The following is a 25,448-nucleotide window of genomic DNA, read 5'->3' as shown; positions in this document are numbered from 1 at the left end:
GTGTTTAAATTATGGATGATTTCATCGCCGAATCTCGCTGTGAGTTCGTGAATTGCTTGGATGAATGCGACGTCGGGAGTTCCGGCTGCGAAAATGATCTCGACAAATTCGTCGAAGTGATGACTTCTGGAACTTCGCGCCCAGTGCTCAGCATTGCTAGCCACATTCGATCGAACCCACGTGATGACTCTTCTGCCATACCAATTGAACGCATGCTCGCCATTAACCGTCCGTTTCGGGGGACGGATTGTGTTGTGAGGAGACGGTTTTCGTCGACACCAGGGACCAATGGACCGGGTGACCACACTTTCAAGATGCGTGGCGACTGGTCGATGACGACCGGCTTCTCCGTGCGCCAGTCGCGATGGATGATGGCATTGGTGATGGCTTCGTCGATAGCCTGCGCAGGAAAACGAGGGATCGCCGATTCTTGCCCGCTGTCGAATTGCACCCGGACCATTTCTTGATCAGCTCGTTCTAGAATGAGCCGACGCAACGCTGGCAGTGCCTCAAGTAATGGAGTAGAAAACTCTGTGGCTTTTGGGTCTGCTCCGGGTAATGCTCGCCATAGGTGGCGAATTGTGACTTGGGTTGTGGATGCAGGCGTAAGCAGAATTTCACCTGCACGTTTGAGGCTGCCATCGTCGCTGAGTAGCCCGACCTCGCGCAAGAGTGCCTGGGCGCCGGTTGGGGTGGCAGCGTCGATGCCGCGACGTTGGCGGTGTGAGCGTAACAGTCGCCGCAATTCAGTGAGGACTTCATGAGACAAATCCTCCACCGGATAGGAAGAAATACGATTTGAATAGTCATCATCCTCTCGGATGCGACGGATCAGGCGGCGTTCTTCTTCCGACATCGCACGGCAATTAGTGCCATCACGTTTTGTGGGCGTGACATCCATAGCGTCGAATATAGGCAAAATCCCAGAAAGTTGTTTTCTGCGCGGTTTTTCTTCTTCTAAAACAACTAGCAAACAACTTGGAAACAACTTGCGCGATGCCAAAGTGGGGAAAGTCGTATATTTTCGCAGCTCAGAATAGTTGTTGCTAGTTGTTTAGAGTTGTTGTTAGTTGTTTCAATAAATAACAACAACTGCAATTCCTGACCTCTTAATTCCGCGGCGCCTTAGTTCCGTGACCTCTTAGTTCCTAGGCCCGCGTGGTCCGTAATCGAATTCCGCGGTCATCGGGCCGAAGGCCTGCAGGCCAGCTGGGGCGTCTTCTGGGTCCAAGTGGATTTCCAGGAACGCACCCTTGTCGCTGTTATTAATAGCGGTGAAGGCGTCGGCAAGCTCGTCTTCAGTGCGTGCGGTATAGGAAACCATCTCGGTTCCGGGGACAAAAACCTCCGGTAACTTGTGATAAGCCCAATCGGCGATGTCGTTGTACTCGCGGTCCATGCCCAGGATGTAGCGCTCGATGGTGTAGCCACGGTTGTTCAACAATACGATGATTGGCTTTTGATTCTCTCGCAGAATCGTCGACAATTCCTGGGCGGTCAGCTGGAAAGAACCATCACCGATGAACAACAGGTGGCGTGTGTCCGCATCCGCCATTTGGCTGCCCAGCAAAGCGGGCAGGGTATAACCAATCGAACCCCAAATGGCACTGTTGATGTAGCGAACATTTTCCGGCATGCGCTGTGGGCCCAAACCAATATTAGAGGTTCCGGCCTCCGCAATAACCGTGTCACCAGGGCGGATGAACTCCTGAACCTGCGGCCACAAGCGCGCCTGCGTCAGCTCGGCACCAGCGCGTACCTCGAATGGCTCCGGCAGTACTGCCTCCGGGTTCACGCTGCTTGGCTGCTTGGCCGTGCTGTCTCCGGCGCTCTCTCCAGCGCTCTCTCCGGTGGCGCTAGTGCCCGAGCCAGCTCCGTCGGCAGCAGGCAGCCGCTTCAGCAATTTGGCCAACACTTCTGTGGTGTCCAAGCCCACGATGTGCTCGCCGTAAATATTGACGTGCTGGTCACCGAAATCCACGATATTTTCTTCGTGCAACTCATGCGAGAAGCTACCCGAATTCACCTCAATGAACCGTGGGGTGCAGGTGAGCAAGAAATCCGAGCCTTCTACGCGCTCGCGCACACCCGGCCACGAGGCCTTGCCGTTATAGGTGCCCAAAAACAGTGGGTGCTGCTCACTCAGTAAAGCTTTGCCGGAAGCCATCTGGGCATAAGGCAGCTGAATCTTGTCGACGATCTGGGCAAACAAATCCAAAAACCCGTGGCGCTGTGCATCCTGGTCGACGAGCAATACCGGGTTTTCCGCCGCCGCGAATTCCTGCACCAGCCGGTCCAACACTGCCTCGAGTTGCACCGGATCCGACGGTTCGAGCGAGGTATCCAGTGGTTCGTCGGGCACGGTGATGCTCAGGTGGGAAATATCGGAGGGCAGCTGCAGGTGCACTGGCCGCTTTTCCCGCAGGCAGGTCCGCAGCGCGCGATCAATTTCGGTAACCGCATTCATGGGGCTGATGCGCTCGGCCAGCGCGGTGAAGGGGCGCAGCGAATCGAGCATATTGCCGAAGTTGCCGTCGGCAAGCGTATGGTGCAGCAACCAGCGTTTTTCCGTGGCAAACAGCGGGGGAGCACCGGCGATCGAGACCATGGGGATGTGCTCGCAGGTGGCGCCGGCCAGGCCGTTGAGCGCGGAGAGTTCACCGACACCGTAGGTGGTCAAAAGGCACGAGACCCCGCGGGCACGCGCATAGCCGTCGGCAGCATACGCGGCGTTGAGCTCATTGGTGCTGCCCACAAAGCGGATGCCGTCGGCAGCTTCAATTTGCTCCAACCAGTTCAAGTTGAAATCACCCGGCACACCAATAACTTCAGTGATGCCGATTTCTTGCAAGCGGCGGATGAGAAAATCGCCAATCGTCATGCGCACGTTGTATTAGCCCTTCTGTGAAAACGGGACGGATCCCGTAAAGCTATTAGACTATAAAACCATGACCGAAGCGCGCGAAAACACAGAAAATCTTAGTGCTGAAAATGTCAGCAACACTGGCCCGGAACACCGTTATACTCCGCAGCTTGCCAACCAGATTGAGTCGCGTTGGCAGCAGTACTGGGACGACAACGGCACGTTTCATGCGCCAAACCCGACCGGTGATTTAGCTCTTGCCGACGGCACCCTGCCCGAAGACAAGCTCTTCGTCCAAGATATGTTCCCGTACCCGTCTGGCGCGGGCCTGCACGTGGGGCACCCGCTGGGCTATATCGCCACGGATGTGTTCGCCCGGTTCAACCGTTTATTGGGCAAAAACGTGCTGCACACCTTGGGCTATGACGCTTTTGGTTTGCCGGCTGAGCAGTATGCGATCCAAACCGGAACCCACCCGCGCACGACGACGGTGGCGAATATCGCGAATATGCGTCGCCAGTTGGGATCGTTGGGGCTGGGTCATGACAAGCGCCGTTCGGTGGCCACCATTGATCCGGAATTTTATCGCTGGACGCAGTGGATTTTCTTGCAGATCTACCAGTCGTGGTTCGATGAGCAGCAACAAAAGGCGCGCCCGATCGACGAGTTGTACCCGCTGCTGGAATCTGGCGAGCTGGCCACTAAGGACGGCCGCGAGTATGCGTCGTTAAGCGAGGAAGAAAAAGACCGGGCCGTGGATGAATTCCGCCTGGTGTATCTGAGCGATTCCACAGTGAATTGGTGCCCGGGCTTGGGCACGGTGTTGGCGAATGAAGAGGTCACCGCCGATGGCCGTTCTGAGCGCGGCAACTTCCCGGTATTCCGCAAGAACTTAAAGCAGTGGATGATGCGCATTACCGCGTATTCTGACCGTCTGTTGGATGATCTGGAACTGCTGGATTGGCCGGAAAAAGTGAAATCCATGCAGCGCAACTGGATCGGTCGCTCGCGCGGTGCCGAGGTGGATTTCCGCTGCGAGGGCCACGACATCACGGTGTTTACCACGCGCCCGGACACGCTCTTTGGCGCGGAATACGTTGTGCTGGCCCCGGAGCACCCGCTTGTCGACGCTTTGCTCTCGCCGGTTCCGTACGACGATGACGTCGACGCACGCTGGACCTATGGCCATGAGGACCCGAAGGAAGCGATCGAGGCCTACCGTAGTGACATCGCCGCGAAGTCGGATTTGGAGCGCCAAGAGAATAAGGAAAAGACTGGCGTTTTCTTAGGCAGCTACGCCACCAACCCGGTGAACGGGAAGAAGTTGCCGGTCTTTACCGCGGACTACGTACTGACGGGCTACGGCACGGGTGCGATCATGGCTGTTCCTGCCCACGACGAGCGCGACTACGAATACGCGCAGGTCTTTGGTTTGCCGATCACCGAGGTTGTCGCTGGCGGGGATATTTCTTCTGCCGCGCACACCGGGGAGGGCACATATGTGAACTCCGCCAATGACGACGGGCTGGATCTGACTGGTAAGTCCAAAGCGGAGGCGATTGCCACGACGATCGACTGGTTGGCTGCGCGCGAGCTGGGCGTCGAAAAGATCCAGTACAAGCTGCGCGATTGGCTGTTTGCCCGCCAGCGTTATTGGGGCGAGCCATTCCCGATCGTCTACGACGAGGCGGGTCGGCCACACGCGATCCCCGAAGATCAGCTGCCGGTCGAGTTGCCGGAGGTCGATGACTACCAGCCGGTATCCTTTGACCCGGATGACCACAACACCGAGCCACAGCCGCCGCTGGCGAAGGCGCGCGAGTGGATTGAAGTGGACATGGACCTGGGTGATGGCACCAAGACGTATTACCGTGATGCCAACGTCATGCCGCAATGGGCGGGTTCGTCGTGGTACCAGATGCGCTATATCGACCCGACGAACAGCGAGGCCTTCTGCGATATCGACAACGAGCGCTACTGGACCGGGCCACGCCCAGAGGTTCATGGCCCGAACGATCCGGGCGGGGTGGACTTGTACGTTGGTGGCGTGGAGCATGCCGTGCTGCACCTGTTGTATGCGCGTTTCTGGCACAAAGTGCTGTTTGACCTCGGACATGTGAGCTCGAAAGAGCCGTACCGTCGCTTGTACAACCAGGGCTATATCCAGGCCTATGCCTACACCGATTCCCGTGGCGTCTATGTGCCTGCCGAAGAAGTCGAAGAGCGCGACGGCGAGTTCTTCTACCACGGTGAGAAGGTGAACCGGGAATACGGCAAGATGGGTAAATCGCTGAAAAACGCGGTCGCGCCCGACGATATTGCCGAAAACTTTGGCGCCGATACCCTGCGTGTTTATGAGATGTCGATGGGGCCGCTGGCGGATTCACGTCCGTGGGCCACTAAGGACGTCGTCGGTGCGCAGCGTTTCTTGCAGCGCCTGTGGCGCCTGGTGGTCAACGAGAACACCGGCGAGGTGGCCGTCGTGGATGCGGAGCTGGGCAAGAAGGACCTGCAGCAGCTGCACCGCACCATCGCTGGGGTACGCGATGACTATGAGAACCTGCGGGTGAACACCGTCGTCGCCAAGCTCATCGAGTACGTGAATTACTTGACGAAGAACTACCCGGACGGTGCGCCGCGTGCTGCCGTGGAGCCGATCGCTGTGATGGTCGCTCCGGTGGCGCCGCACATCGCCGAAGAGTTGTGGACGCGCCTGGGCCACGAGGGCACGATCACCTTCGTGTCATTCCCGAGTTTCGACGAGAAGTACCTGGTCGACGACGAAATTGAGCTGCCCGTGCAGGTCAACGGCAAGGTGAAATCGCGGGTGCAGGTCGCTGCGGATATCTCCCAGGATGATGCCGTGGCCGCCGCGCTTGCCGACGACAAGGTGCTCGCGGCGATCGGCGAGAAGTCCGTGGTGAAGAAGATCGTGGTGCCTGGCCGCATGATCAACCTGGTGGTGAAGTAGTCGGTATTGTGACCCGGCAAACAGGCTAGACTAGGTGCATGAAACCTCATGCACGGAAACTCGCCCGCACGCTTGGCATCAGCGCCGTCATTGCTTTAGGCGTCGCGGGTTGCTCGAACCCAGAAAATCGTCCCGATCCGCAGCCTGCTGACAGTGCTGCCGACAGCGCTGCGGATAGCACTGCCGATGCTGCTGCCACGGAGGCGGATTCTGCAGCGTCGGCTACGTCCAGCGATTCGGCGTCGGCAAGCGAATCCGAGTCTGGCTCGGCGTCGGCAAGCGAATCGGCCGGAAAATCGAGCGAGAAATCTTCAGGAAAATCCACCGGAAAAAGCTCCGGCAAGTCCACAGACAAGTCCAGCGAGAAATCCGGTTCCCAGAAATCCAGCTCGGAGAAATCCAGCAAGTCGAGCGGTAAATCCAGCTCCAGCAAGTCGAGTTCTAGCAAGGAACCAACCCCGGCGGCTGACCTCGGCTACGGTGAGACCATTGAACCGACCATCACGGACGGCTTCTACCGCATTGCACTGCCGGATGGTTCTTTGTGTGAACTCCCGGAAACGGTCGCGCCGGGTGAGGACGGGCTGCGGTGTTTGCTGAATATCGATAAGCCGCTCAAGGATGTCAATGGGGACATGACGCGCGGCATCGTGTTCCGTAACGGAATGTTTACTCCAGATGAACAACTCTCCACCACCGAGGCGGCTGAGGCGTTCATGGAGCGGAATGATTCTGCCGAAGAATTGAAGGGTGCGCAGGCAACCGCGTTCGCTGGCTATTCCGTAGTGGCAGAATCTGCCGATGAGATCGCGTTTGTGGGTGCTACTGACGACGGCTTCGGCACCTTCTTTATCGCAGGTCAGGCTGTGTCTCCGTTCTGGAACCCGACGCCAGCGTGGATCGAGGCTCCGACAATAGCGGAGTATTTGCAGCGCATCATTGCTGCCGACGAAAAGGCCGGGCGTCGCTAGCCCCGTTAGGTTGCTCACAATCCAAAAAGTTTGCTTGTTTGTAACCTTGTGTGAACCTCGTATTTCCGCACGCCCTATACATTGCTTGTTGTAAGGCCCCGAGTGGGTCTGAAACAAACCAATCAGTGGCAGTACGCACCTCTAGTTTTCTTAAGTTTTCTGGGGGTGCGGGCTGCAAGTGCGAAGCAAGGTGTCAGGAAACAGATGATGTCACACACTTCCTCAGGGCAAACGCTCCCGGATCAGACCGCATCCGATGACCGCACCCTTGGCGACGCTCAACTACGGCTGGAACAGGGTGTGCAGGAAAAGCAAAAGGCTCCGCGTAATCCACTGAAGCGCCTCGGCATTGACACTGATAAGCAGTGGGTGAACTGGGTTGCTGTCGCCGTCAGCGTGTGGTTGCTTATCACCGCCGTCGGTGTGATCGGTGATGGCTTTAAGACTGCCACCGGCGATCATGCAGAAGAGCTGTTCGCTTTCGCGCAGAACCCACTGATCGCGCTCATGGTCGGCATCCTGGCCACTGCGTTGATTCAGTCTTCGTCGACGACCACCTCGATTGTCGTCGGCATGATGGCCGGTGGTTTGCCAGTTCAAATCGCCATCCCAATGTTGATGGGCGCGAACGTCGGCACCACGCTGACCTCCACGTTGGTCTCGTTGGGCATGGTGCGCGACAAAGAATCCTTCCGTCGTGGTTTCGCCGCAGCGTCCGTGCATGACATGTTTAACCTGCTGGCGGTGTTGATCTTCCTGCCGCTGGAGCTGATGTTCGGCCTGTTGGAAAAGGTCACCGGCTTCTTAGTTTCCGGTGTGAACGCCGAATCTGAACAGGCTGGTTTCTTGGCCACCGGCATGGAAGGCCTGGGCACGTTCATTGGCTTCATTACCGAGCCGGGCAAAGACCTGCTGGTTGCATCGACGAGCTGGTTGCCAGAGACCATCGCTGGTGTTGCGCAAATTCTGATTGGTATTGCGCTGATCCTCGGCGTCGTCAACTTCATCGGTGCACTGCTGAAGGTCGTGATGGTTGGTAAGGCCAAAGACATTCTGCACAAGTCCTTGGGCCGTGGTCCGATCTCCGGCATTGGTGCTGGCATGGTCATCACCATGCTGGTGCAGTCTTCTTCGACGACAACCGCCCTGGTGGTGCCGCTGGCTGGCTCCAATACGCTGTCGATCCGCCAGGTCTACCCATTCACCATTGGCGCAAATATCGGCACCACGATCACCGCACTGATTGCCGCATTCGCATTCACTGGCTTGGAAGGTCAGGCTGCTCTGCAAGGCGCGCTGATTCACCTGATGTTCAACGTTTTCGCTGCTCTGGTGATCTATGGCATCCCAGGTGTGCGTGAGATCCCGCTGTTTTTGGCGCAGGGCATCGCGAATATCGGCGCACGTAACAAGCTGTATATCGCAGCGTGGGTGCTGGGCATGTTCCTGGTGCTGCCGGGCGTTTTGATCCTGCTAACCACTGTATTCTAGGAATCACCACTCATCCCGGTGCAGAACATGCTCGCCGGTGATATGAGATAAGGAAGTAATAACGATGATGGATCCGCACCACGACACAGGGGCTGACAATCTGCGCGGCAAGTCCGTAGAAGAACAGCTGGAAAAGATTCTGCGTGAGGCTGAGGCATCGTTAAGTGAGCTGCGCAGTGAGCTGGCGGAGCAGCGCCGTCGCAAAGAGCTAAGCCTAGAGATTGAACGTTTGCCGGAGCATTTAGAAAACACGACCGTGCAGTGGTCTGTTGTGCGCGATTTCTTTTCTGAGTTGATTGGGGAACTGCGCGAGACCCGCGAAGATGAGCTTGGGACTAGCGAAGCTGGGGAGACTGATAGTGGCGCTGCTTCTGGGCAACACCAGAATGGCGGCCGCGAAGATAACAGCGACGACCTGCACAGCACCGATCAACACGGCTTCGAGCACGATGACCACGGTGACCACGATGACGTAGAGAACAATAGCTACGAGAACCCACGCGAAGCGCACGGCTCACAGCGTTAGCGCTAAACCCTGAAGCTCTAGCGCTAGAACCCTGATGAGCCACCTGCGCCAGAAAACCCAGAACTAAACGACGTATTCGTGCTCCCGCTGTTCGAACTACTGGATTGCGCCTCGACGGTGGAAGCATGCCAGCTGCTCAGCGCCCAATAAGGCACGAAGTTATTCCATCCATAACCCGGCCGGTAATCGGACGAAGTCAATCCCGGGGCTTGCGGTGCATCCGCCTTCGATTCGTCAATATCGCTAAACTTCTGCCTGCGTAGCTCCGTTAACGCCGCCTGATAATCACGCAGCACGACAATAAAATTGTCCAAGAAATCCTCAGCACTAGGTTCCTGGGCGAGAGCTTCGGTTCGCTGCTGGATCGCAGCCAATTCCTGGTAAAGACCGGAATCAACATTTTGCACCTTCATTTTCGCCTCGACGACGTCGTCACGCAATGACTGCGCCTCGGTGCGCCGGGTGAGCTCATCACCATTTTCCAAAGCAAAGATCGTGTCGATGTTGTCTTCGGCATGGTGCATTTTCTTCGCGGTCGAGGCCGCGTCACTGAACTGGCCCGCGTACTGCAGGAATGTCTTGTCGTCGCTGCGCGGGTTGAGTTCGCTGAACTTGGAGACGTCGTCATGCATGTGCAGAAAACGGTCCCGCACCTTGCGCCACTGGTCACGCAACTGCTGATCCGCAAAAGCGGAGGTCAGTGAATGCGCGCGGATATCGATGGCGTCCAAACGCTGGGCGAGTGTGCCGAATTCAACGGAAATATAGTCGAAGTCTTCCCGCGCCTGGGCGATTTTCTTTGCCCGGCTACGCCGATACCCGCCGGTTGTGGCTGCAACACCACCACCGAGGGCTGCGGCTCCGAGACCTCCCATAACGATGGCGGAGGTGCGGTTGGATTCTGCGCTATCGAAATGCGCTTGCTCGAGGGCAGCGAGGTCGGTTGCCACGGATGCGCCGTGGAACAGGCCGCCGGGGATATTGCCGTCTTTGACACCGGGTTTGATCGCATCCAGTGATTCGCTCAGGTGGCTGCTGTCGCGCAATTCGAGTAACTCTGCGACGTCATCACCAGCGAAGATGAAAGCTTGCCGGGGATTTAGCCCCACGCCAACAAACAATGTGCCGTCGGCAAAACTATCGTCGCCTATGAGCTCCGGGTGGTGATCGCGCAGGTAGTTTTCCACGGTGTCGTTGACGTTGTCGTCGTTATCTGCGAAAACAATATAGTGCAGTTGCTTGACGACGCTCGGTGCTTCGAGGCGTGCGGCATCACGTTCGAGGATTCGCTCGTCGTCGGCTGTGAGCACGCCGTCGGGGTTATGAATGCGCAGGGCGATATTGCTGTGCGTCGGGGCGTCGATCTGGTAGTGCGCCCGTTCTGGGGAGTCATAGGTGGTGGCGATGCCTAGTGCTGCACCACCGCCAAGCACCCCGGCGCTAAGAATCGAAGCTGCGACAATTTTTCCGACGGTTGGCTTCATGTGCTTGATGCTACACCGTGGGGTGCGGGGCGCGGAGGGTTCGCAGATGGCCTAGCGATACTGCTTGCGGTTTTGCACCAGCACTGTCGTGCTGAGTGCTGTCATCCCTAAACAGTTGAGCCAGAATTCCTTGCCTAAAAACTTTGCCTTCACATGCGCGAAGATTGCACACGCGAAATAAGCCACGACGCCGGTGGATGCAGCCGTTGTCACTTGCGGGCTGTTATTCGCAGTGCCGCGCACAAGCCCCAAAGCGGCCAACGACTTGATCACGATCAGTGACCACCACCAATTTTGCGGAAAGTTCACCCCATTCAGGCAATCCCGAATGAATTTGGGAGGTTTGATTGACATAGCTGCATCCCCAGCGAGAACCGCAGCCAGAAGATAATTTCCGCGCTTTACCTTTGCGTCCATACTAGGCATCTTATAGAGCCTTAATTGTTGTAGCTATTCAATGACCCAAACCCTGTGATTGCGGTGCAAGCCCTACCTCCGCAACACGGATGCGCGGTGCGAATAGAAACCAGCTTCAACGGCGGAGAGAGCAGATTGATCTTAAAATGATGTTCCGCGCCCCGATGGATGATATCCGCGGCATTTCAGAGATAGAATTCTTCGTCTAAATCCACCCTGATTTTCGTGCGCGTAAATATGCTTCGAATCGGTTTTGCGCACCGAGCTTTGCCATTGCCGAGGAAAGATAGTTCCTAGTTGTTCCGGTAGCCAGGAAGACTTCTTTGGCAATTTGTTCTATCGAACCTCCTCTACCAGCGGCTTCGATAACGTCAGCTTCGCGTTCAGTCAGTGGGCTGGAAGTTGCGGTGATGGTCATAGCAGCGAGCTCTTGGTCGATGAAGCTTCTGCCTTCCTGTACCGTGCGGATCGCGGTGGCAAATTCTTCCGCGGTCGCAGTCTTCGGCAGAAATCCTTGTACCCCGGATGTCAGAGCTCGTTTGAGTTGGTGTGGCCGCGAATGACTCGTGACGATCACAATGGCAGTTTGAGGCGACAGGCGCGAAATTTCTTGTGCTAGTTCGACGCCATCAATACCTCCGAGCTGCAGGTCGGTCACCAGCACATCAGGTAGTAGGGATTCGAGGGCGCTGGCCTTTTCCCACCGAGATATCACCTCCTCACCAGAGGCGAAAGTCTCGGTCACCGTAAGATCGGCTTCCAGTTCTAACAAGGTGGCTAGTGATGAAGCGATCAGCTGTTCATCGTCGACGATTGCTACGGTGATCATCGGTTGGTGCCTTTCCAAGAAAGTGTCGCAGTGCACTGATTGTTTTGGTGAATAAGCGAGATTGTTCCACCGATTTGCTTAGCCCGTTCCTGTAGCGCTTGTATGCCACCGAGCGGCCCGATATTGCGTTCCACCCCATCATTGGTGATGGATACCGCGTGTTCAGAGATCTTGACGTTCACCATGCTTGCGCTCGAGTGTTTCATCACATTGGTGGCCGCTTCGCGGATGAACCAGGCGGCGGTCTGTTGGCAGGAGTTTGGGATGTCTTGTGGATGTCCTGTCACGGTGACCGCGATGTTTGCTTTTCCCAGTAGATTACTGGCCTCTTCAAGCTCAGAGTTTGGGTGCAACGTGCGATAGCCTGTTACCACTTGATGTAAATCCGTACGCATAAGACGTACGAGCTTTTCAATGTCGCGAAGTTCATCATCTGTCCGGTCGGCATCTTTCCTGTGCAGTGAGATGGCGAGCTGAGTCTTCAGGGACATCGCCGCTAGGCGTTGTCCCAAGCTGTCGTGCAGCTCTTGAGCGAAGCGTAGGCGCTCCTCCTGTATTTTCAGTTGTGACTGTAACTCTCGCGTACGGTACAGCGCCTTCACGATCCCCACCGACCACACAGTTACCTTGTTCACCCAAACCAACGCTAATGCAAAAGCAACGATATAGATGGGATGATCCAGCACGGGGTGCTTAACCACGGATACAGTCATTACGCTTAGTACCATCACGACCAGATAGGCGTGTTTAATATGGATCGATAGCACGAACGCGAAGCTGAATAATAAAAATACTGATAGCCCGCCAATGGTACCTGTGAGATGGGGAGCGCGTTGCGTGACAAGGAGACCGATGGAGATAGTCCAGCACAAAAGATTTACGGCAATAGCTCCCGGATAAAGTTTTCCGAGCGGTCGAGGTGTTGTTGAAAAGGCTGACGTTCTTTCGATTGTCAGTGCAGTGAATCCACCGTTGATTAAAACCACCAGAAGAACCAGGGAATCCTGAAATTCGCCGGGCGATGCCAAAACCTGTCGGAAGCTTAAGATAGCAATTGCTAGCAGCGCTGCATGCATCGAGAGTCGAACGTAGGTGGAGAATTTTTCGGTCTCTGGCATCTCCATGAACCCTCGTAGCATGGTCACTCTGTCAGGGTACATTGAGTTTGATTAACAATCAGCGGTTAGTTTCCCATTTCATGTAGCGGAATGCTGCCCACATTAGGGCAATACTCCAGACCAACATGAGTGCAAGCGGGTTCATTGCGGTGGCCAGAGTGGTCGTTAGCTCGCCATCTGTAGGTGCGGCATCCGAAGTAAGTGGTTGACCAGTCCATTCGATGAAGGTGAGATCGCCAAGCAGCGCAAACGGCGTGCGTGCTAACGGATCTTGGATTTGGTCGGGTAGGGTAGAGCGCAGCGGAGATTGTGAGAGCATTGCCAAAACCATGACGGGAAGAGACGTCATCTGTGCGGCTTCGGCATTGGCAGTGATTGAGCTGGTAAGCAGCGCCAAACCTGTAGAGATGACAATTCCTAACACAATGGCCAGAAGCAGCAGAATTCCTGTACGCGGTATGTCGCCTGTGTAGATGATGAGTATGCCAGACATTAACGCGGTAAGCAGGAGTGACATGATCGCTCCAGGCGTGGCCAGCGCAGCTATAATCTCTGCGCTGCGAGCTTCACCAGTACGTAATCGCTTGAGCACGCGTTCATCACGACGCGCAGTGGTCATGGATAGCACGGAGTAGAACTGGACGAACATCAGCGTAATAAGGAAAAACACTTCCATTGAGATTGCGGCCTGCACTTGTGCGTTTGCAGGCTGTTCGTCTCCACCCATGAACTGCATCAATAGGCCCACCCCAATGGGGAATACGATAGCCATGAATAGCAGTGTCTTGTTGCGCAGGTACTGTCGGATTTCGGCCATAGCTAAGGATCGGTAGCGCTTCCAGCCGGAACTCCGGCGATTGGCGGATTCTGAAGCCGATCCGGTGGCGGTAGTGGCACGGTGAGAGGTTGTAGAGGTCATTGTTTGCGCTCCTTTGCGGCTAGTTTGATGGTCTTTTGTCGCCAGCGATGCTCATGAACACCTTTTCCAGGGAGGCAGGGCGAGCGGAAAAATGTTCCAACTCAAGTTGGTTTTTACGTGCCCACTCCAAAACTGCGAGAGTGTCCTGGGGTAGCTGTTTTGTATAGATTGTGTGGCGTTTTTGTTCGGTGGTGATGGTGGTACCCGGAAGCCGGGGCGGGGTATGGATGCTGGATACCGTGATCTCTGCGGAAACCGAATTCACCAGCTCGGAAAGCGTGCCCTCACGTGCAACGGTTCCTTCATTCATAATGGCGATACGATCACAAAGCGTTTCGGCTTCTTCCAAATAGTGGGTGGTTAGGACCATCGTCACGCCCTGTTTTTTGAGTCGCAGGAGCAGATCCCAGACATTTCTACGAGATTCCGGATCGAGTCCCGTGGTGGGCTCATCGAGGAACAGAAGTTCCGGATTTCCGAGCAAGGCACAACCGAGGTCAAGCCGACGTTGCTCGCCGCCAGAGAGGGCCCCTACCCGAACATCAAGTCGGTGTAATAGCTCGACGTCGGCAAGTATTTCTTCTGGATCTCGGGGATTAGAGCATGTGCCCTGCCACATCTTGATAGTTTCCTCTACCGTTAGCTGCGAGGGAAGCCCACCCGACTGGAGCATGATGCCCATTCTTGGACGAATGAGAGCCCTATCATCGAAGGGGTCGCGCCCGAAGACCTTGACTTTGCCAGAAGTTGCAGGGGCTAGCCCTTCGAGAATCTCCAACGTAGATGTTTTTCCAGCGCCGTTGGTGCCAAGAAGGCCGAAGACATCGCCGCGGAAGACATGGAAGTTCAGTCCTTTGACGGCCCAGAACGCTTTCGTTCCCTGGCCATAACTACGGGTAAGGTCGCTGACTTGGAGCACTGTTTCATGTTTTGTTGATTCGTTCATGCTTCTATGCTGGCAAAAATTCGATCGTTTGCACGCGAAGATTGATCATTATTTTCTCTGTTAAAGATCATTAGGGTGGGATGACTTTTGTCATTACTTGCAGTGTGGTGTGGGTCAGGTTTCCGCTGGTTGCGCATGATAAAGCTCATATCGTCTGCCTACATTTGGCACTACGCTTCAGGCGAGAGAATTGGCACAGTGGAAATACAAGAAATAAATGAAACTCGAGGGGAAAGGGATTCTCATGAAAGTTTTTCAAGACCTGATTCGGTTGACTCCAGCACCGACGATTGGCCGTGAGGCAGCTGTATTCTTCCTGGCAATGGCAGTCCTGGTAATTTGCGTATATTTAGCGATAGATTCTGCTAACCGCACTCTGGTTTTAATACTGGTGGGTGTCCTGGCTGTGTATGCGGCTGGCCGATTGGTTTACCGACTGTTTAATCCCAATGGCGGCGTTAGTCATAGGTGAGTGCGCCATTTTCGGTTTGTATTCTTCGCCTTAGTCAGTGAGGTGCCCTGGGGTTTGTTCCTAGGAATTTGCCTTAATTTCCATTATTTCGTGTCACAGGTTGCCGCCCCAAGACTCTTTTTCAACCTTGACGAGGTCTTTACACGTCTGGGTATGGATCGTCAGCATGTTCGAAGATTTTCCCAGCTGCTTAAACGAAATAAAACCTGAGCATTTCATGATGATCTTTAAGTGTCTTCGACTCTGATGTCGTGGCAGCTCTACCCAGTTCGATTCGTACCTATGAATTGGTCGGCCACATAAACAGCCTGACGAGCTAGTAAAACAATAAGATAGATTAAGAAGTGCGCTATATCATAACCACATCCATTGTGTTGTTGGGATTACTATGGAAGATAGTAGACACCGTTTAATTAAAACTACCTCCGAAACCTAAGGAGAAAGCATGTCCCTGATAACTCGCAACAAGAAGTCTCGCCAAAACATTGCGCTCTACGCGGGCTGGGTGGTCATGGGATTTTATGTGCTCTCATGGTTATTGGTCATCGAGGAGCCTTCCCGGGACCTCGCGTATTGGCTCGTTACTGCTCTCGCAGCGGTAATTGTTTTTGGGTGTGGGCTTTATGCCCGAAGTCGCGCACTTTTATTGTTGGCTCCGGCCTTATTCTTCGTAGAGATAATAGCGATTGTCCTCGGATTCGCGCTTGGTGTCGTGCTGATGATCCTGGGAAGCGTAGTTAATGCCGTTGTTATGCTTTTTGGCGGTGACCCGGTGTGGACAGATCTTTCCCCAATCTAAAACGGGCCTGGACACAGGTGCATCTAACGGAAGCCGAAGCTGGACGCGCAGCCAAATCCAACGTGGAATAGCGCGCGGCCCGGCGTGACCGTCAATAAATAATAAAACCCAGATCTGACAAGACAGATCTGGGTTTGTACAGCTTTTTACGGGGGCGTGGAGCCGCGGAACTCGCAGGCGTGAAACCGGGAGCCGCGGAGCTTGCAGCTGTGAAGCCGTGCAGAAAATGAAGCTTTTTAGCGCTCGCCGTTAGCTCTGCGGGTTACGGGAGGCTTCAAGCATTTCTTCAAACTCTACGAGCTTTTTGCGCTCGCGGCCTTCGGCCTCACCCAAAGCTACTTCGCGGGCATCCAGCAACTGGAAGCCCTCCCAGTTGGTCACTTCGATGCCGCGGGATTCCAACAACTCCACCAAGTCGGTGTTGTCGGCAGCAGACAGCTTACCGGCCGCAATATCCTCCAACAGCATGCCGATGGTCTCGGCGGCATCGGATTTCGTGTTACCAATCAGGCCAACCGGGCCGCGCTTAATCCAGCCGGTGGTATACAGGCTTGGCACAATTTCGCCATTCGGTTCTGTGAGTACGTGGCCGCCGTCGTTGGGGATGACGTGCTTCTGATCATCAAACGGCACACCCTCGATGCCCACCGAACGGTAACCAACCGCGCGGTAGACAGCTTGTACCGGCCACTCGGTAAATTCGCCGGTGCCTTGCACATTTCCGTCGCCGGTCAACTCGGTGCGCTCGGTCTTCAGTGCAGCAACCTTGCCATCCTTGCCGATGATTTCCACCGGGTTTTCGAAGAAGTGAATCTGCAGCGTGTGTGGTGCTTCTTTCGGGTCGCGCATCGCGTACTGTTCCAGAATCTGGCACACCTGATCTTGCGACTTCGATGCGCGACGTGCCGCCTCGCCGGATTCGTCATAATCAATATCTTCCGGGTCGACGACGACGTTGATGGTGTCCGAGTGGTCGAGTTCTTTCAGTTCCTGCGGGGTGAACTTTGCTTCGGCAGGGCCGCGGCGCCCGAACACGCGCACGGTGTGGGCCTGGTTTTGCGCCAGTGATTCGTAGACATTGTCTGGAATTTCGGTGACCTTCAACTCGTCACCCGTCTTCGCCAAAATGCGGGACACATCCAGGCCCACATTGCCGACGCCGATGACCGCGACCTGCTCGGCGGACAAATCCCAATTGCGCTCAAAGTGAGGGTTGCCGTCGTAGAAGCCGACGAACTCGCCGGCACCCCAGACACCCTCTAGGTCGGCGCCCGGGATGTTCAGGTCCCGGTCGTCGACGGCACCGGTGGAGAAAATAACGGCGTCGTAATGATCCTTCAGTTCTTCGACGCTGATGGTGCGGCCAACTTCGACGTTGCCGATAAAGCGTATCTTCTCGTTGCTGAGCACGCGGTGCAGCGACTTGATGATGCCCTTAATGCGTGGGTGATCCGGAGCCACGCCGTAGCGGATCAAGCCGAACGGGGTGGGCATGCGGTCGAGCAAATCAATATCGACGTTGCCGCCGGTCTTTTTAATCAGGATATCGGAGGCGTAAATACCCGCTGGGCCTGCACCGACGACGGCGATCTTCAGTGGTTTATCGCCTTCGGTGTTGGGGTTGGTGGTCACTGCGTCGGTCTGGTTGGATGCTGCTGCATTAGAAGTAGCCATTCGTGTGTATAGCGCCTTTCTTGGTTGGTTTCTCGTGCGAGTGCGTTCTTCTGCGCGTGCGTGATCACGCGCTTATTCGGTTCGCGTTAAGCAAGCAAGATCTATTTGAACCTATTTGTCTCTATTTTGCTAGCTAGCGATTTAAATTCAAATGATGTGGGCCACATTACTCCAGGTCGCATGCAGTATTTTTACATGAGTCAAATAGACCGACCTGTTCACATAGGGTGAACGAATTGGTTTGACCGGGATTGTGAATTTCCGGTTGAACAGCAAAATCTACAACTAGCCCCGACTAAAACACCTGCACATCGCCGAAACCGTTTAGTGAGGCATTTTATGACTACAAACGCATCCGCACGCCCAAAGCGGAAACCCAAACCAGAAGGGTAGTGGAATATTGATGGTACCAGTCCTCTGAACAAAGAAGGGCAGGTGAAGCAAGAACAAGAAGCCTTCGAGGTGAAGCAGCGTGTGATCGATACCTACTCCAAGTAGGGTTTTGATTCGATCTCTGCTGATGGCATCAGCAAGTGCTTCAAATAGCTCGGCATTTATACCCAGCGCAAACTGAATCTCGGTGGCGAATACGCCGGTCAATTAGAAAACCACGAGCTGCTAAATAAATATTTCATGATGCGCGTGCGTTTCGGCAGCGGCCAAGCCGCCCCGGAAAGCTTGCGCGTCGTCGGTGAGGTCTCCCGGGATTTCGCACGGTCTACCGCGGATTTCAGTGACCGGCAGAATATCCAGCTGCACTGGATCCGCGTCGAGGATGTCTCAGAGATTTGGCGCAGGCTGGATACTGTTGGTCTGACCACGATGATGGGCTGCGGTGACGTGCCGCGCGTGATCTTGGGTTCGCCCACAGGTCGGGTGGCGGCCGACGAGCTAGAAGAGCGCATTTGCGATATTGATTCCAGCCTGACGATTTCCCTGAACGACTACCCGAATGCGAGTGCACGTCGACGAGAACTACAAGCAGCAACGCGAGAAGGGCGAGTCTTTTGCGCAGTGGACTGTCTGTGCGGATGAGGAGGCCCTGTCATGAGGTTTCGCCGGAAACCAAACCCGAGCCGGTGGTGTCCACTAACGAGGCGCCGCAGAACTCCCTGCACAGGTCGCTGAATTTTCTCAATGTTTCACGTGGAACATCGCACACAGAGCAGAATTATCGTGACCTGGAACAGTCCCCAGCAGGTGCTTCCACCACGACGGAGCCGCTTGCCGACGACATTGTGGCACACAACCGGCAGCTCGTCACCAACTACGCCGACGCGCTATACGACGCCAGCGCCGAAGGCATCCTGGCTTGGGCGGACGAACACGTGCCCGGCGATATCGCGGTTACCATGTCCATGGAAAACACCGTGTTGGCAGAACTTGCCAGCCGCTATGTCCCACGCGCCGGGGCCGCCACCAATCAACTTGCCTGGGTGTAAATTCTAGGCAGGGCCAGCGGCAGAATCTGGGAGGAATCTGGAGTAGTCATGCCGCTAGTTTAGAACACCTGGTCATGCAGATCATAGGCTCCACTAGGGAGGTATTCTTCGACCGTGCTGCAATTTTGCTTCTCGTTTCCGGGGCCGAATTTTGGGACGAACTGCTCGGCATCCTGCTCAGCGATGGGAATGCTGGTTTTATGGTTTCCGTATACGTATCCGACGATGCCATGATCTGATTCAGTTTTTGACACTTGGCATTTTACGGTAAACATTCCATGGTCATTGTGAACTGGTGCAGTGGGTTTGCCGTTGTGCTCGGCGTCAGAGGAGTCAGCGGCATCAGAGGAGCCAGGTACTTCTTGGGGCTGTGTTGCCGTGGCCTGTGATGTTGGGGACGTGGAGACTGGAACGTGCGTTTGCGGCGTCGGAGGTTCGCTCTCGGCTGTGGAGCACGCCGATAGCATAGAAAATGCTACCGCTGTCGGGATAAATGCTGCTTGTAACCTCATAGACACAAGGTTGCTGTGATTCGCGTTTTAAGGACGCTAATTCGTCCAATTCCTCTCGGCGCCTGTGGATGAAAAAGTGTTGGCTTCGGTAAGTCCGAGAACTTCTTTGAGAACCTCATATTGGATTTCTGTAGTTTCTTCTCGGGCGGCGAAATAGACCGGAAATCGACATTTTCCGCTAGCAACTAGGGCCCCGAGAATGTGAAATAGTTGACAAATCATCTTTTTTCGCAGGGTGCAGCATTTGGGCTTCATGCATATCGCATTTTCTCTCGATGCCGCCTTGAACAGCAGTTATGTCGCTATGGGTGCGAATTTCCGGCCCGAAATTGCGGCATTGTTCTGCCTCTGCCGCAAGACTCATGAAGAAAAATCTCGCCAACGAAGATCCAGCGAAGCGTATTCTTGGCGTCGTTGTCCTCCCGGGTGCAACGCACTTGCGGGTACAACACATCTGAAGAACATTAGATAGCTCAACTATATACAAGGAGGAAGTTATGCCTTCCGCACTATTCGTAGTTACCGCTGCAGATAAATGGACACTGGCCGACGGCAGCGCCCGCCCTACCGGTTACTGGGCCGAAGAGCTGATTGCTCCACACCGCGTATTCAAAAACGCTGGATGGAACATTGACTTCGCGACGCCAAATGCCAAGGCCCCAGTAGTAGACCAGTACAGCCTCGATGTTCTGTCCGACAGCGAGCGCGCAGAATACGAGAATTACCTCGGAGAGATCGGCTCGGAGCTGAACAATCCGCTTAATCTGGCTGATATTAACGAGGCTGACTATGACCTCGTCTTTTACCCTGGTGGTCACGGCCCGATGGAAGACTTGGCTTATGACCAGGATTCCGCCAAACTGCTGCAGGACCGTATTGAATCCGGTCGTGCGCTTTCCCTGGTATGCCACGCTCCAGCTGCTTTGCTTGCCATGGACAATGACAACTGGCCGCTTAAGGGTTACACCATGACTGGGTTTACCAACGCCGAAGAAGGCGAGGAGACCATCGCAGCCGCCAAGTGGGTAGTTGAGACTCGGCTGCGTGAACTCGGTGCTGACTTTAAGCAGACCGATCCGATGCAGCCATACGTCGAGGTAGATCGCAACCTTTACACCGGCCAGAACCCAGCATCGTCTGAGCCTCTGGCACAGCGCATCCTGCGCGACTTTTAATATGAGCGCTGAAACTACCTGCGCTTCAACAGGGCCCTGACAAGCCCGCGCTAACCTGCTCCAAGGGCACAGTTATGCCCCAGGGGCAGGTTATTTGTCTTTCGCGAGCGCTTCTCCCACGCGTTTGCCGGAATGAATGCAGCCGCCTAAGAAGGTGCCTTCCAGCGCATTCTTGCCGTGCATGCCGCCACCGCCGAAACCAGCTGCCTCCCCGCAAGCAAACAAACCAGGGATGATGTTGCCGTCTGAATCGAGGCAGCGCCCCGAAAGGTCTGTTTCCAGCCCGCCCAGGGTTTTGCGGGTTAATACCTGCAGCCGTACAGCAATGAGCGGCCCATGTTTCGCATCGGCGAGTTTGTGCGGTGCGGCAGCGCGCACGATCTTATCGCCCAGAAATTTCCGGGCCGTGCGCAGATAATTCACCTGGGCATCCTTGGAAAACGGGTTATCCAGCTGGGAATCCCGATCAGCCACGGTGCGTGCGACGCGCTCGCGGTCCAGCAGGCCGTCGTCGGCAAGCGCGGCCATTTTTGCGGTTAACTCATCGAGGTTATCGGCGATCACCCAATCCACGCCATGGTCTTTGAAAGCCTGCACGGCCGGGTGTGTTTTCGGCCCAAGCTTGCTGGCCAGCTGCCGAATTGTTTTCTGCGTTAAATCTGGGTTTTGTTCGGAACCAGAAAAGATGAATTCCTTATCCGCGATGGTGGAGTTCAACAAAAACCAGGAATAGCCGTGGCCTGTTTTACCAATATGGCTCAATGCAGCGAGGTTATCGGAGCCCGGAAACAGGTTCGTTGGCAAGCGCTTGCCGGTAGCATCCAGCCACAACGGCGACGGCCCGGGGATAATGCGGATGCCATGGTGCGGCCAGATGCTGTCCCAATTGTGCATTCCCTCGGGATAATGCCACATTCTGTCCGTATTCACTAGGTTTGCGCCGGCGTGCTTGGCGACGTCGATGCCGCTGCCATCCACGTGTGCTGGAACGCCAGCTACTAGATCGTCGGGGCATGGGCCCCAGCGATCGCTTGGCCAGCTGGCGCGTACTTTTGCTAGATTGCCTCCGATTCCGCCGGTGGCGATGACCACGGATGCTGCATTCAGTTGAAATTTGCGCACGGCTTTTCTGCTTGAGGCCTGGCCACGGGGTAGCGCATCATCGGCTGCTAATTCCACTCCACGTACACCGGTGACTCGGCCGGACTCGTCTTGTAGCAGGCCTTCCACGCGGTGGCGGAAGCGCCAGGTGAGTTGTCCGGTTGCTTCTGCCCGTTCGAGTGGTTCGCGGAAAACCCGCACCACTTCTGGGCCGGTGCCCCAGGTGAGGTGGAATCGTGGAACGGAATTGCCATGGCCACTGGCATCGCCGCTACCACGCTCGGCCCAGCCAATCGTCGGCAAGACATTGAGCCCCAGCTTTTTTAAATATTCGCGTTTTTCACCGGCCGCGAACTGCACGTATGCCTGGCCCCAGGCCTTCGGCCAGCGATCATGGGGAGCGTCGTCGTAATCCGCGCTGTTTTCCCAATCGCGCCAGGCGAGCTCATAAGAATCGCTCACCCGCATCAATTTTTGCTCCGGGCTTCCCACATAAAACAAACCACCCAGCGACCAGAAAGCTTGGCCGCCCAAGTTATTGCGGTTTTCTTGGTCGAGGATTACGACCTGTTTCCCGCCTTGTAATGCCTCGTAGGCTGCAACCATGCCCGCCAAGCCGGAGCCGACGATGACTATGGGGGCGGTGGACGAGTCTGTGGGTGTCTCTGTGGGACTGCTTTGCGACGACGTCTCAGATGTTATGTAAGTCATATTGCAAGTCTAAATTAATAGCTTGCTGAGTGTGGGAAAATCTATTGAAACCTAAACGATCGTAAGACTTGCAAGGATTTGTACACTCTGGGATCCCTTGGCGAAAGGCAAAAAGACTGAAGTCGGCTAGGGATCCGTTGTGCACTTAACGAGGTTCGGTCTTCCTCGGTTTACTTTAATCGCTCCGGCTAATTTCGTCCTCGTGAAAAAGTGACTTGCTACATTCCTCGTCTAGTTAATTACTTATGTTACGTTAAAAGAGGGTGTTGGACTAAAACAATACCCATACTCGGGCCACTTTCCAGGGGCTGCCCCCCCCCCAATTAGAAAGTCATTTCCATGAGAACCATTAGCCCCGTACTAGAAGTTCAAGCAGTTGCCGTCAAGGCGACCCCAAAGCACAGCGCCCCTTTAGCGTTGCCACTAGATTTTGAGCTTACTCACGGGCAAAAAGCATTGTTATCAGGTCCTTCCGGATGTGGCAAGACTACATTCCTGAACGCAATCGTAGGCTTACACCCCCTACACGAAGGAAACGTAGTGCTACTTGGCGAGTTCAACATATCTAAGACCTCAGTATCGACCCGCCAAAAATTACTCCGAAGCGATATTTCCTACGTCGGCCAAGAACTAGTAGCTTTCCCAGGCCTTACGGTAAAAGAGTATTTAGAATTCAATTTACAAGTTTGCAAGAAAAAAGTGAGCTCAGGGTTGTATATCGGAATTCTCGAATCATTAGGTGTAGAACACACTGTAAACCAGATGCTGACCGAACTTTCAAAGGGGCAATTACAGAGAGTCATGATCACTGGTGGACTCATACGACAACCTAAATTACTGCTACTTGATGAGCCGAGCAGTGCATTAGATAGCGACTCGCGGGACAACTTATTCAGTGTCGTTGACGATGCGGTGCACGAGGGAACGGGAGTTCTCATGGTGTCACACGACCCAGTCGTCGAAAGCTTCGTTGATTCTGTAATCACTATGGAAAAGGACGATGCAAACCATGAATAAGAATTTGCAAAAAATTGGGGCGTCGATCGTCGGCGAGGCCAAAATATATTTCTTTGTCCTCGCACTAGCCCTCGGAATCACCACCAGCTTTGTTCTTGTTTTAGGTTCAGTCTGGTCGCGATTGATTGACGAGTTTCCGGATGACCAATTCAAGTTTATTGGTGGCAATATGCTCTTTTGGGCGACATTTGTCGCCATCGCCATGAACATTCCGCTTGCAGTTCTCGGTTCTTTACTCCTTCGGGAACAATCCATAACGCTTATACGCTTTGGACTAGGTCGGCGTCACTTTATCCGCGTAATGCTTGGGCAAATGTGGAAGCCGTTCCTCGGCGCCTTACTCCTCGCAGTCGTGCTTTATTTACCATTTTCTGCACTCTTAGAATGGCTTCCTGATGATAATGGAACTTCATTAATCAGGGTCAGTGGATTTGGCGTTCCTACTTTTTTCGGCATTGTTCTCGCAATAATCAGCCTCTTCATTCCACTAACCATCTCGGTATTGTTTTTGAGCACGAATTTAGTGACGAGGGTGAACAATAGCTTCAGAAGGTTACGCTCCATCAAACGCTGGCTCTTGCGAGGGATTTTCGCTTTAGGCGGGACCGCATTAATTATATTCGGAATAGTTTATGAAAACGGACAACAAGGTGGAATTCTCTTTACGGTAGGGATACTGCTTGTTGGTTCTACTCTTGTTCCCCAGGCGGCTCCGCGTATTGCACTCAATCTTACGACACTCGTTGCAAGGTTATCCTCGTACCGTCCCAGCCCCGTTTTGAGTAAATCTGTGACTTCCGAATATCGGTCACGTTTTTCAGGCATCTCGTTATTCCTGTTCCTCATTGCAAGCATCCCTGCGTTACTTTTCAGCGCATCTGGTATGCAAGCCCGCGCCATGGGAGAAGGCGGTATTGCGCAGTGGGATTTCTGGGTCCTCATGGCCGTTCCTCTAGCCTTTACGCTACTAGCGATTATCTCCGCAAGTCTCATACTTAGCCAATTGCTCAACCGTAGTCTCCATAAATTCCTCAAACTAGGGATTATGCGTCGTGAATACCATTTCGCATTACTGCTCACACTTGCTTCAATAGCTTTTTCGGCGCAGGCGTTAGTGCTTGCTTGTGTGTTTTTTCTGGGACTACTCATGATGTTCGTCTGGAATATCAGTTTGATTGAAATGTTGAGTGAGTTGTATTGGCAGCCACTAATATCTGTGTTTATTCTCGTCATGATTTTTGTGCCGCTCCTGTATCTGGGATTCTCGGGTGTAAAGGGCAAAGAGATCCAAGCCGCTTTGGGATCGAGGAAATAGCCGAAAAGGAATCTCTTGCCTAAGTGAAGTGCCCCAGATTTCGACTACGGCGCCCCGGGGCGGTCTAAATTAATCGGCGATCCCGGGCAGCGGTGACGGCGGCGGTGCGCGATTCCGCACCCAATTTCTGAAAAATATGAATCAGGTGCGTTTTCACTGTCGCCTCAGAAATAAAAAGCTTCTTTGCCAAGGCCTTATTGCTCGCACCGGTGGCGAGTTCCCGCAGAATTTCAATTTCACGCTGCGAAAGGCTCTGCTGCGGTTGCGAAGTACGCTGCGCCAGAGCCGCCGCCACATCCGGCGACAACGTGCGCTTGCGTTCATGGGTGGCGATGATGGCGTCGAATAAACTTGTCTCGGGCGAATCCTTCAGCAGATAACCCAACGCACCGGCCTCAAGAGCAGCGACGATATCGGCTTCGGTGTCGTACGTCGTCAAGATCAACACAGGTGGACCGCCTGCCTTCGCTAATTTGCTGGTCGCGGTGATGCCATCAACCCCAGGCATCTGGATATCGCACACCACCACATCCACATCAGTGATGCTGCCGTCGACAAGCCCATCCACCGCGCTACCATCGGCGGCCTCGTGGGTGACCTGCACCCCGTCGAAGCTATTCAGGATTGCGCGCAGGCCGGCGCGGACAACGGGGTGGTCGTCGAGAAGCAGAACGCGGATCATGGTGGTCTCCTGG

21 protein-coding genes and 1 pseudogene are annotated in these 25,448 nt (G+C 54.7%); 11 read left to right on the top strand and 11 right to left on the bottom strand.

Features of this window, described 5'->3' with window-relative positions:
• Positions 1 to 4: 4 nt before the first annotated feature.
• Complete coding sequence (locus O146_RS11515) at positions 5 to 901, bottom strand: ATP-binding protein (RefSeq protein WP_051619344.1); 897 nt, start codon at positions 899 to 901, stop codon at positions 5 to 7.
• Positions 902 to 1,141: 240 nt separating this feature from the next.
• The gene (locus O146_RS0107765) at positions 1,142 to 2,887 is read right to left on the bottom strand and encodes an alpha-keto acid decarboxylase family protein (protein WP_027018118.1); all 1,746 of its coding nucleotides are present in this window, start codon (positions 2,885 to 2,887) and stop codon (positions 1,142 to 1,144) included.
• Between the two features lie 61 nt (positions 2,888 to 2,948).
• Between O146_RS0107765 and leuS the strand changes: the two genes are divergently transcribed.
• The 4 genes from leuS (at position 2,949) to O146_RS12845 (ending at position 8,822) form a co-directional block, all read left to right on the top strand.
• Complete coding sequence (leuS, locus tag O146_RS0107760) at positions 2,949 to 5,834, top strand: leucine--tRNA ligase (RefSeq protein WP_027018117.1); 2,886 nt, start codon at positions 2,949 to 2,951, stop codon at positions 5,832 to 5,834.
• 38 nt (positions 5,835 to 5,872) lie between these two features.
• On the top strand, positions 5,873 to 6,805 hold the full coding sequence (locus O146_RS0107755; protein WP_027018116.1) for a hypothetical protein: 933 nt from the start codon (positions 5,873 to 5,875) through the stop codon (positions 6,803 to 6,805).
• Between the two features lie 204 nt (positions 6,806 to 7,009).
• Entirely contained in the window at positions 7,010 to 8,296 is a 1,287-nt protein-coding gene (locus O146_RS0107750) for a Na/Pi cotransporter family protein (protein ID WP_244266822.1), read from the top strand.
• 64 nt (positions 8,297 to 8,360) lie between these two features.
• Entirely contained in the window at positions 8,361 to 8,822 is a 462-nt protein-coding gene (locus tag O146_RS12845) for a hypothetical protein (protein WP_208853949.1), read from the top strand.
• Between the two features lie 23 nt (positions 8,823 to 8,845).
• Here O146_RS12845 and O146_RS0107740 read toward each other — a convergent pair whose 3' ends face one another.
• From O146_RS0107740 to O146_RS0107710, 6 genes are all read right to left on the bottom strand, one after another.
• Entirely contained in the window at positions 8,846 to 10,306 is a 1,461-nt protein-coding gene (locus O146_RS0107740) for a DUF5129 domain-containing protein (protein ID WP_027018114.1), read from the bottom strand.
• Positions 10,307 to 10,357: 51 nt separating this feature from the next.
• Positions 10,358 to 10,723, bottom strand: a complete 366-nt coding sequence (locus tag O146_RS0107735) for a DoxX family protein (protein WP_027018113.1) — start codon at positions 10,721 to 10,723, stop codon at positions 10,358 to 10,360.
• Between the two features lie 205 nt (positions 10,724 to 10,928).
• Entirely contained in the window at positions 10,929 to 11,552 is a 624-nt protein-coding gene (locus O146_RS0107725) for a response regulator transcription factor (protein WP_027018112.1), read from the bottom strand.
• Complete coding sequence (locus O146_RS0107720) at positions 11,549 to 12,670, bottom strand: sensor histidine kinase (RefSeq protein ID WP_244266821.1); 1,122 nt, start codon at positions 12,668 to 12,670, stop codon at positions 11,549 to 11,551. The genes O146_RS0107725 and O146_RS0107720 overlap by 4 nt, the downstream gene beginning before the upstream one ends.
• Positions 12,671 to 12,728: 58 nt before the next feature.
• Positions 12,729 to 13,589 carry an ABC transporter permease gene (locus O146_RS0107715; RefSeq protein ID WP_023018717.1) on the bottom strand — a complete coding sequence of 287 codons (861 nt, stop codon included), beginning with the start codon at positions 13,587 to 13,589 and terminating at the stop codon, positions 12,729 to 12,731.
• Positions 13,590 to 13,608: 19 nt separating this feature from the next.
• Positions 13,609 to 14,535: an ABC transporter ATP-binding protein gene (locus tag O146_RS0107710; RefSeq protein ID WP_027018110.1), complete on the bottom strand. Its 927-nt coding sequence runs from the start codon at positions 14,533 to 14,535 to the stop codon at positions 13,609 to 13,611.
• A 917-nt stretch (positions 14,536 to 15,452) separates the two neighbouring features.
• Between O146_RS0107710 and O146_RS0107700 the strand changes: the two genes are divergently transcribed.
• Complete coding sequence (locus O146_RS0107700) at positions 15,453 to 15,806, top strand: hypothetical protein (RefSeq protein WP_021353308.1); 354 nt, start codon at positions 15,453 to 15,455, stop codon at positions 15,804 to 15,806.
• A 249-nt stretch (positions 15,807 to 16,055) separates the two neighbouring features.
• On the opposite strand, the gene O146_RS0107695 is transcribed toward O146_RS0107700, so the two are convergent.
• On the bottom strand, positions 16,056 to 17,480 hold the full coding sequence (locus O146_RS0107695; protein WP_244266820.1) for an FAD-dependent oxidoreductase: 1,425 nt from the start codon (positions 17,478 to 17,480) through the stop codon (positions 16,056 to 16,058).
• A 399-nt stretch (positions 17,481 to 17,879) separates the two neighbouring features.
• Between O146_RS0107695 and O146_RS12445 the strand changes: the two are divergent.
• From O146_RS12445 to O146_RS0107665, 4 genes and pseudogenes are all read left to right on the top strand, one after another.
• Positions 17,880 to 18,401 (top strand): annotated as a pseudogene (locus O146_RS12445) (nitrite/sulfite reductase); the annotation flags it as partial.
• A 110-nt stretch (positions 18,402 to 18,511) separates the two neighbouring features.
• Positions 18,512 to 18,922, top strand: a complete 411-nt coding sequence (locus O146_RS11505; protein ID WP_208853948.1) for an adenine nucleotide alpha hydrolase family protein — start codon at positions 18,512 to 18,514, stop codon at positions 18,920 to 18,922.
• A 74-nt stretch (positions 18,923 to 18,996) separates the two neighbouring features.
• Positions 18,997 to 19,161 (top strand): hypothetical protein, encoded by a 165-nt coding sequence (locus O146_RS12640; RefSeq protein ID WP_155896251.1) that lies wholly within the window; start codon positions 18,997 to 18,999, stop codon positions 19,159 to 19,161.
• 770 nt (positions 19,162 to 19,931) lie between these two features.
• Positions 19,932 to 20,609 (top strand): type 1 glutamine amidotransferase domain-containing protein, encoded by a 678-nt coding sequence (locus O146_RS0107665; protein ID WP_023018726.1) that lies wholly within the window; start codon positions 19,932 to 19,934, stop codon positions 20,607 to 20,609.
• A gap of 90 nt (positions 20,610 to 20,699) precedes the next feature.
• On the opposite strand, the gene O146_RS0107660 is transcribed toward O146_RS0107665, so the two are convergent.
• The gene (locus tag O146_RS0107660; protein ID WP_051619343.1) at positions 20,700 to 22,316 is read right to left on the bottom strand and encodes an FAD-binding dehydrogenase; all 1,617 of its coding nucleotides are present in this window, start codon (positions 22,314 to 22,316) and stop codon (positions 20,700 to 20,702) included.
• A 444-nt stretch (positions 22,317 to 22,760) separates the two neighbouring features.
• Between O146_RS0107660 and O146_RS0107655 the strand changes: the two genes are divergently transcribed.
• A complete protein-coding gene (locus tag O146_RS0107655; protein WP_027018102.1) occupies positions 22,761 to 23,438 on the top strand; it encodes an ABC transporter ATP-binding protein in 678 nt (225 codons plus the stop codon).
• A complete protein-coding gene (locus O146_RS0107650) occupies positions 23,431 to 24,753 on the top strand; it encodes a hypothetical protein (protein ID WP_155896250.1) in 1,323 nt (440 codons plus the stop codon). The genes O146_RS0107655 and O146_RS0107650 overlap by 8 nt, the downstream gene beginning before the upstream one ends.
• Before the next feature lie 64 nt (positions 24,754 to 24,817).
• Here O146_RS0107650 and O146_RS0107645 read toward each other — a convergent pair whose 3' ends face one another.
• Positions 24,818 to 25,435 carry a response regulator gene (locus tag O146_RS0107645; RefSeq protein WP_027018100.1) on the bottom strand — a complete coding sequence of 206 codons (618 nt, stop codon included), beginning with the start codon at positions 25,433 to 25,435 and terminating at the stop codon, positions 24,818 to 24,820.
• Between the last annotated feature and the right edge of the window lie 13 nt (positions 25,436 to 25,448).

Source organism: Corynebacterium pseudodiphtheriticum DSM 44287 (assembly GCF_000688415.1).
Lineage (GTDB): Bacteria > Actinomycetota > Actinomycetes > Mycobacteriales > Mycobacteriaceae > Corynebacterium > Corynebacterium pseudodiphtheriticum.
The sequence above is the reverse complement of the archived record's forward strand: the minus strand, read 5'-3'. Positions and strand labels throughout refer to the sequence as shown.

Excerpts from the sequence above, each read along its gene's own strand:
- O146_RS0107645 (WP_027018100.1), bottom strand. The coding sequence starts at position 25,435 with ATGATCCGCGTTCTGCTTCTCGACGACCACCCCGTTGTCCGCGCCGGC.
- O146_RS0107660 (WP_051619343.1), bottom strand. The coding sequence starts at position 22,316 with ATGGTTGCAGCCTACGAGGCATTACAAGGCGGGAAACAGGTCGTAATC.
- O146_RS12845 (WP_208853949.1), top strand. The coding sequence starts at position 8,361 with ATGATGGATCCGCACCACGACACAGGGGCTGACAATCTGCGCGGCAAG.
- O146_RS0107755 (WP_027018116.1), top strand. The coding sequence starts at position 5,873 with ATGAAACCTCATGCACGGAAACTCGCCCGCACGCTTGGCATCAGCGCC.
- O146_RS0107750 (WP_244266822.1), top strand. The coding sequence starts at position 7,010 with ATGATGTCACACACTTCCTCAGGGCAAACGCTCCCGGATCAGACCGCA.
- O146_RS0107710 (WP_027018110.1), bottom strand. The coding sequence starts at position 14,535 with ATGAACGAATCAACAAAACATGAAACAGTGCTCCAAGTCAGCGACCTT.
- O146_RS0107735 (WP_027018113.1), bottom strand. The coding sequence starts at position 10,723 with ATGGACGCAAAGGTAAAGCGCGGAAATTATCTTCTGGCTGCGGTTCTC.
- O146_RS12640 (WP_155896251.1), top strand. The coding sequence starts at position 18,997 with ATGCAGATCATAGGCTCCACTAGGGAGGTATTCTTCGACCGTGCTGCA.
- O146_RS0107650 (WP_155896250.1), top strand. The coding sequence starts at position 23,431 with ATGAATAAGAATTTGCAAAAAATTGGGGCGTCGATCGTCGGCGAGGCC.
- O146_RS11515 (WP_051619344.1), bottom strand. The coding sequence starts at position 901 with ATGGATGTCACGCCCACAAAACGTGATGGCACTAATTGCCGTGCGATG.
- O146_RS0107700 (WP_021353308.1), top strand. The coding sequence starts at position 15,453 with ATGTCCCTGATAACTCGCAACAAGAAGTCTCGCCAAAACATTGCGCTC.
- O146_RS0107720 (WP_244266821.1), bottom strand. The coding sequence starts at position 12,670 with ATGCCAGAGACCGAAAAATTCTCCACCTACGTTCGACTCTCGATGCAT.
- O146_RS0107655 (WP_027018102.1), top strand. The coding sequence starts at position 22,761 with ATGAGAACCATTAGCCCCGTACTAGAAGTTCAAGCAGTTGCCGTCAAG.
- O146_RS0107740 (WP_027018114.1), bottom strand. The coding sequence starts at position 10,306 with ATGAAGCCAACCGTCGGAAAAATTGTCGCAGCTTCGATTCTTAGCGCC.
- O146_RS0107715 (WP_023018717.1), bottom strand. The coding sequence starts at position 13,589 with ATGACCTCTACAACCTCTCACCGTGCCACTACCGCCACCGGATCGGCT.
- leuS (WP_027018117.1), top strand. The coding sequence starts at position 2,949 with ATGACCGAAGCGCGCGAAAACACAGAAAATCTTAGTGCTGAAAATGTC.
- O146_RS0107665 (WP_023018726.1), top strand. The coding sequence starts at position 19,932 with ATGCCTTCCGCACTATTCGTAGTTACCGCTGCAGATAAATGGACACTG.
- O146_RS11505 (WP_208853948.1), top strand. The coding sequence starts at position 18,512 with ATGAGGAGGCCCTGTCATGAGGTTTCGCCGGAAACCAAACCCGAGCCG.
- O146_RS0107695 (WP_244266820.1), bottom strand. The coding sequence starts at position 17,480 with ATGGCTACTTCTAATGCAGCAGCATCCAACCAGACCGACGCAGTGACC.
- O146_RS0107725 (WP_027018112.1), bottom strand. The coding sequence starts at position 11,552 with ATGATCACCGTAGCAATCGTCGACGATGAACAGCTGATCGCTTCATCA.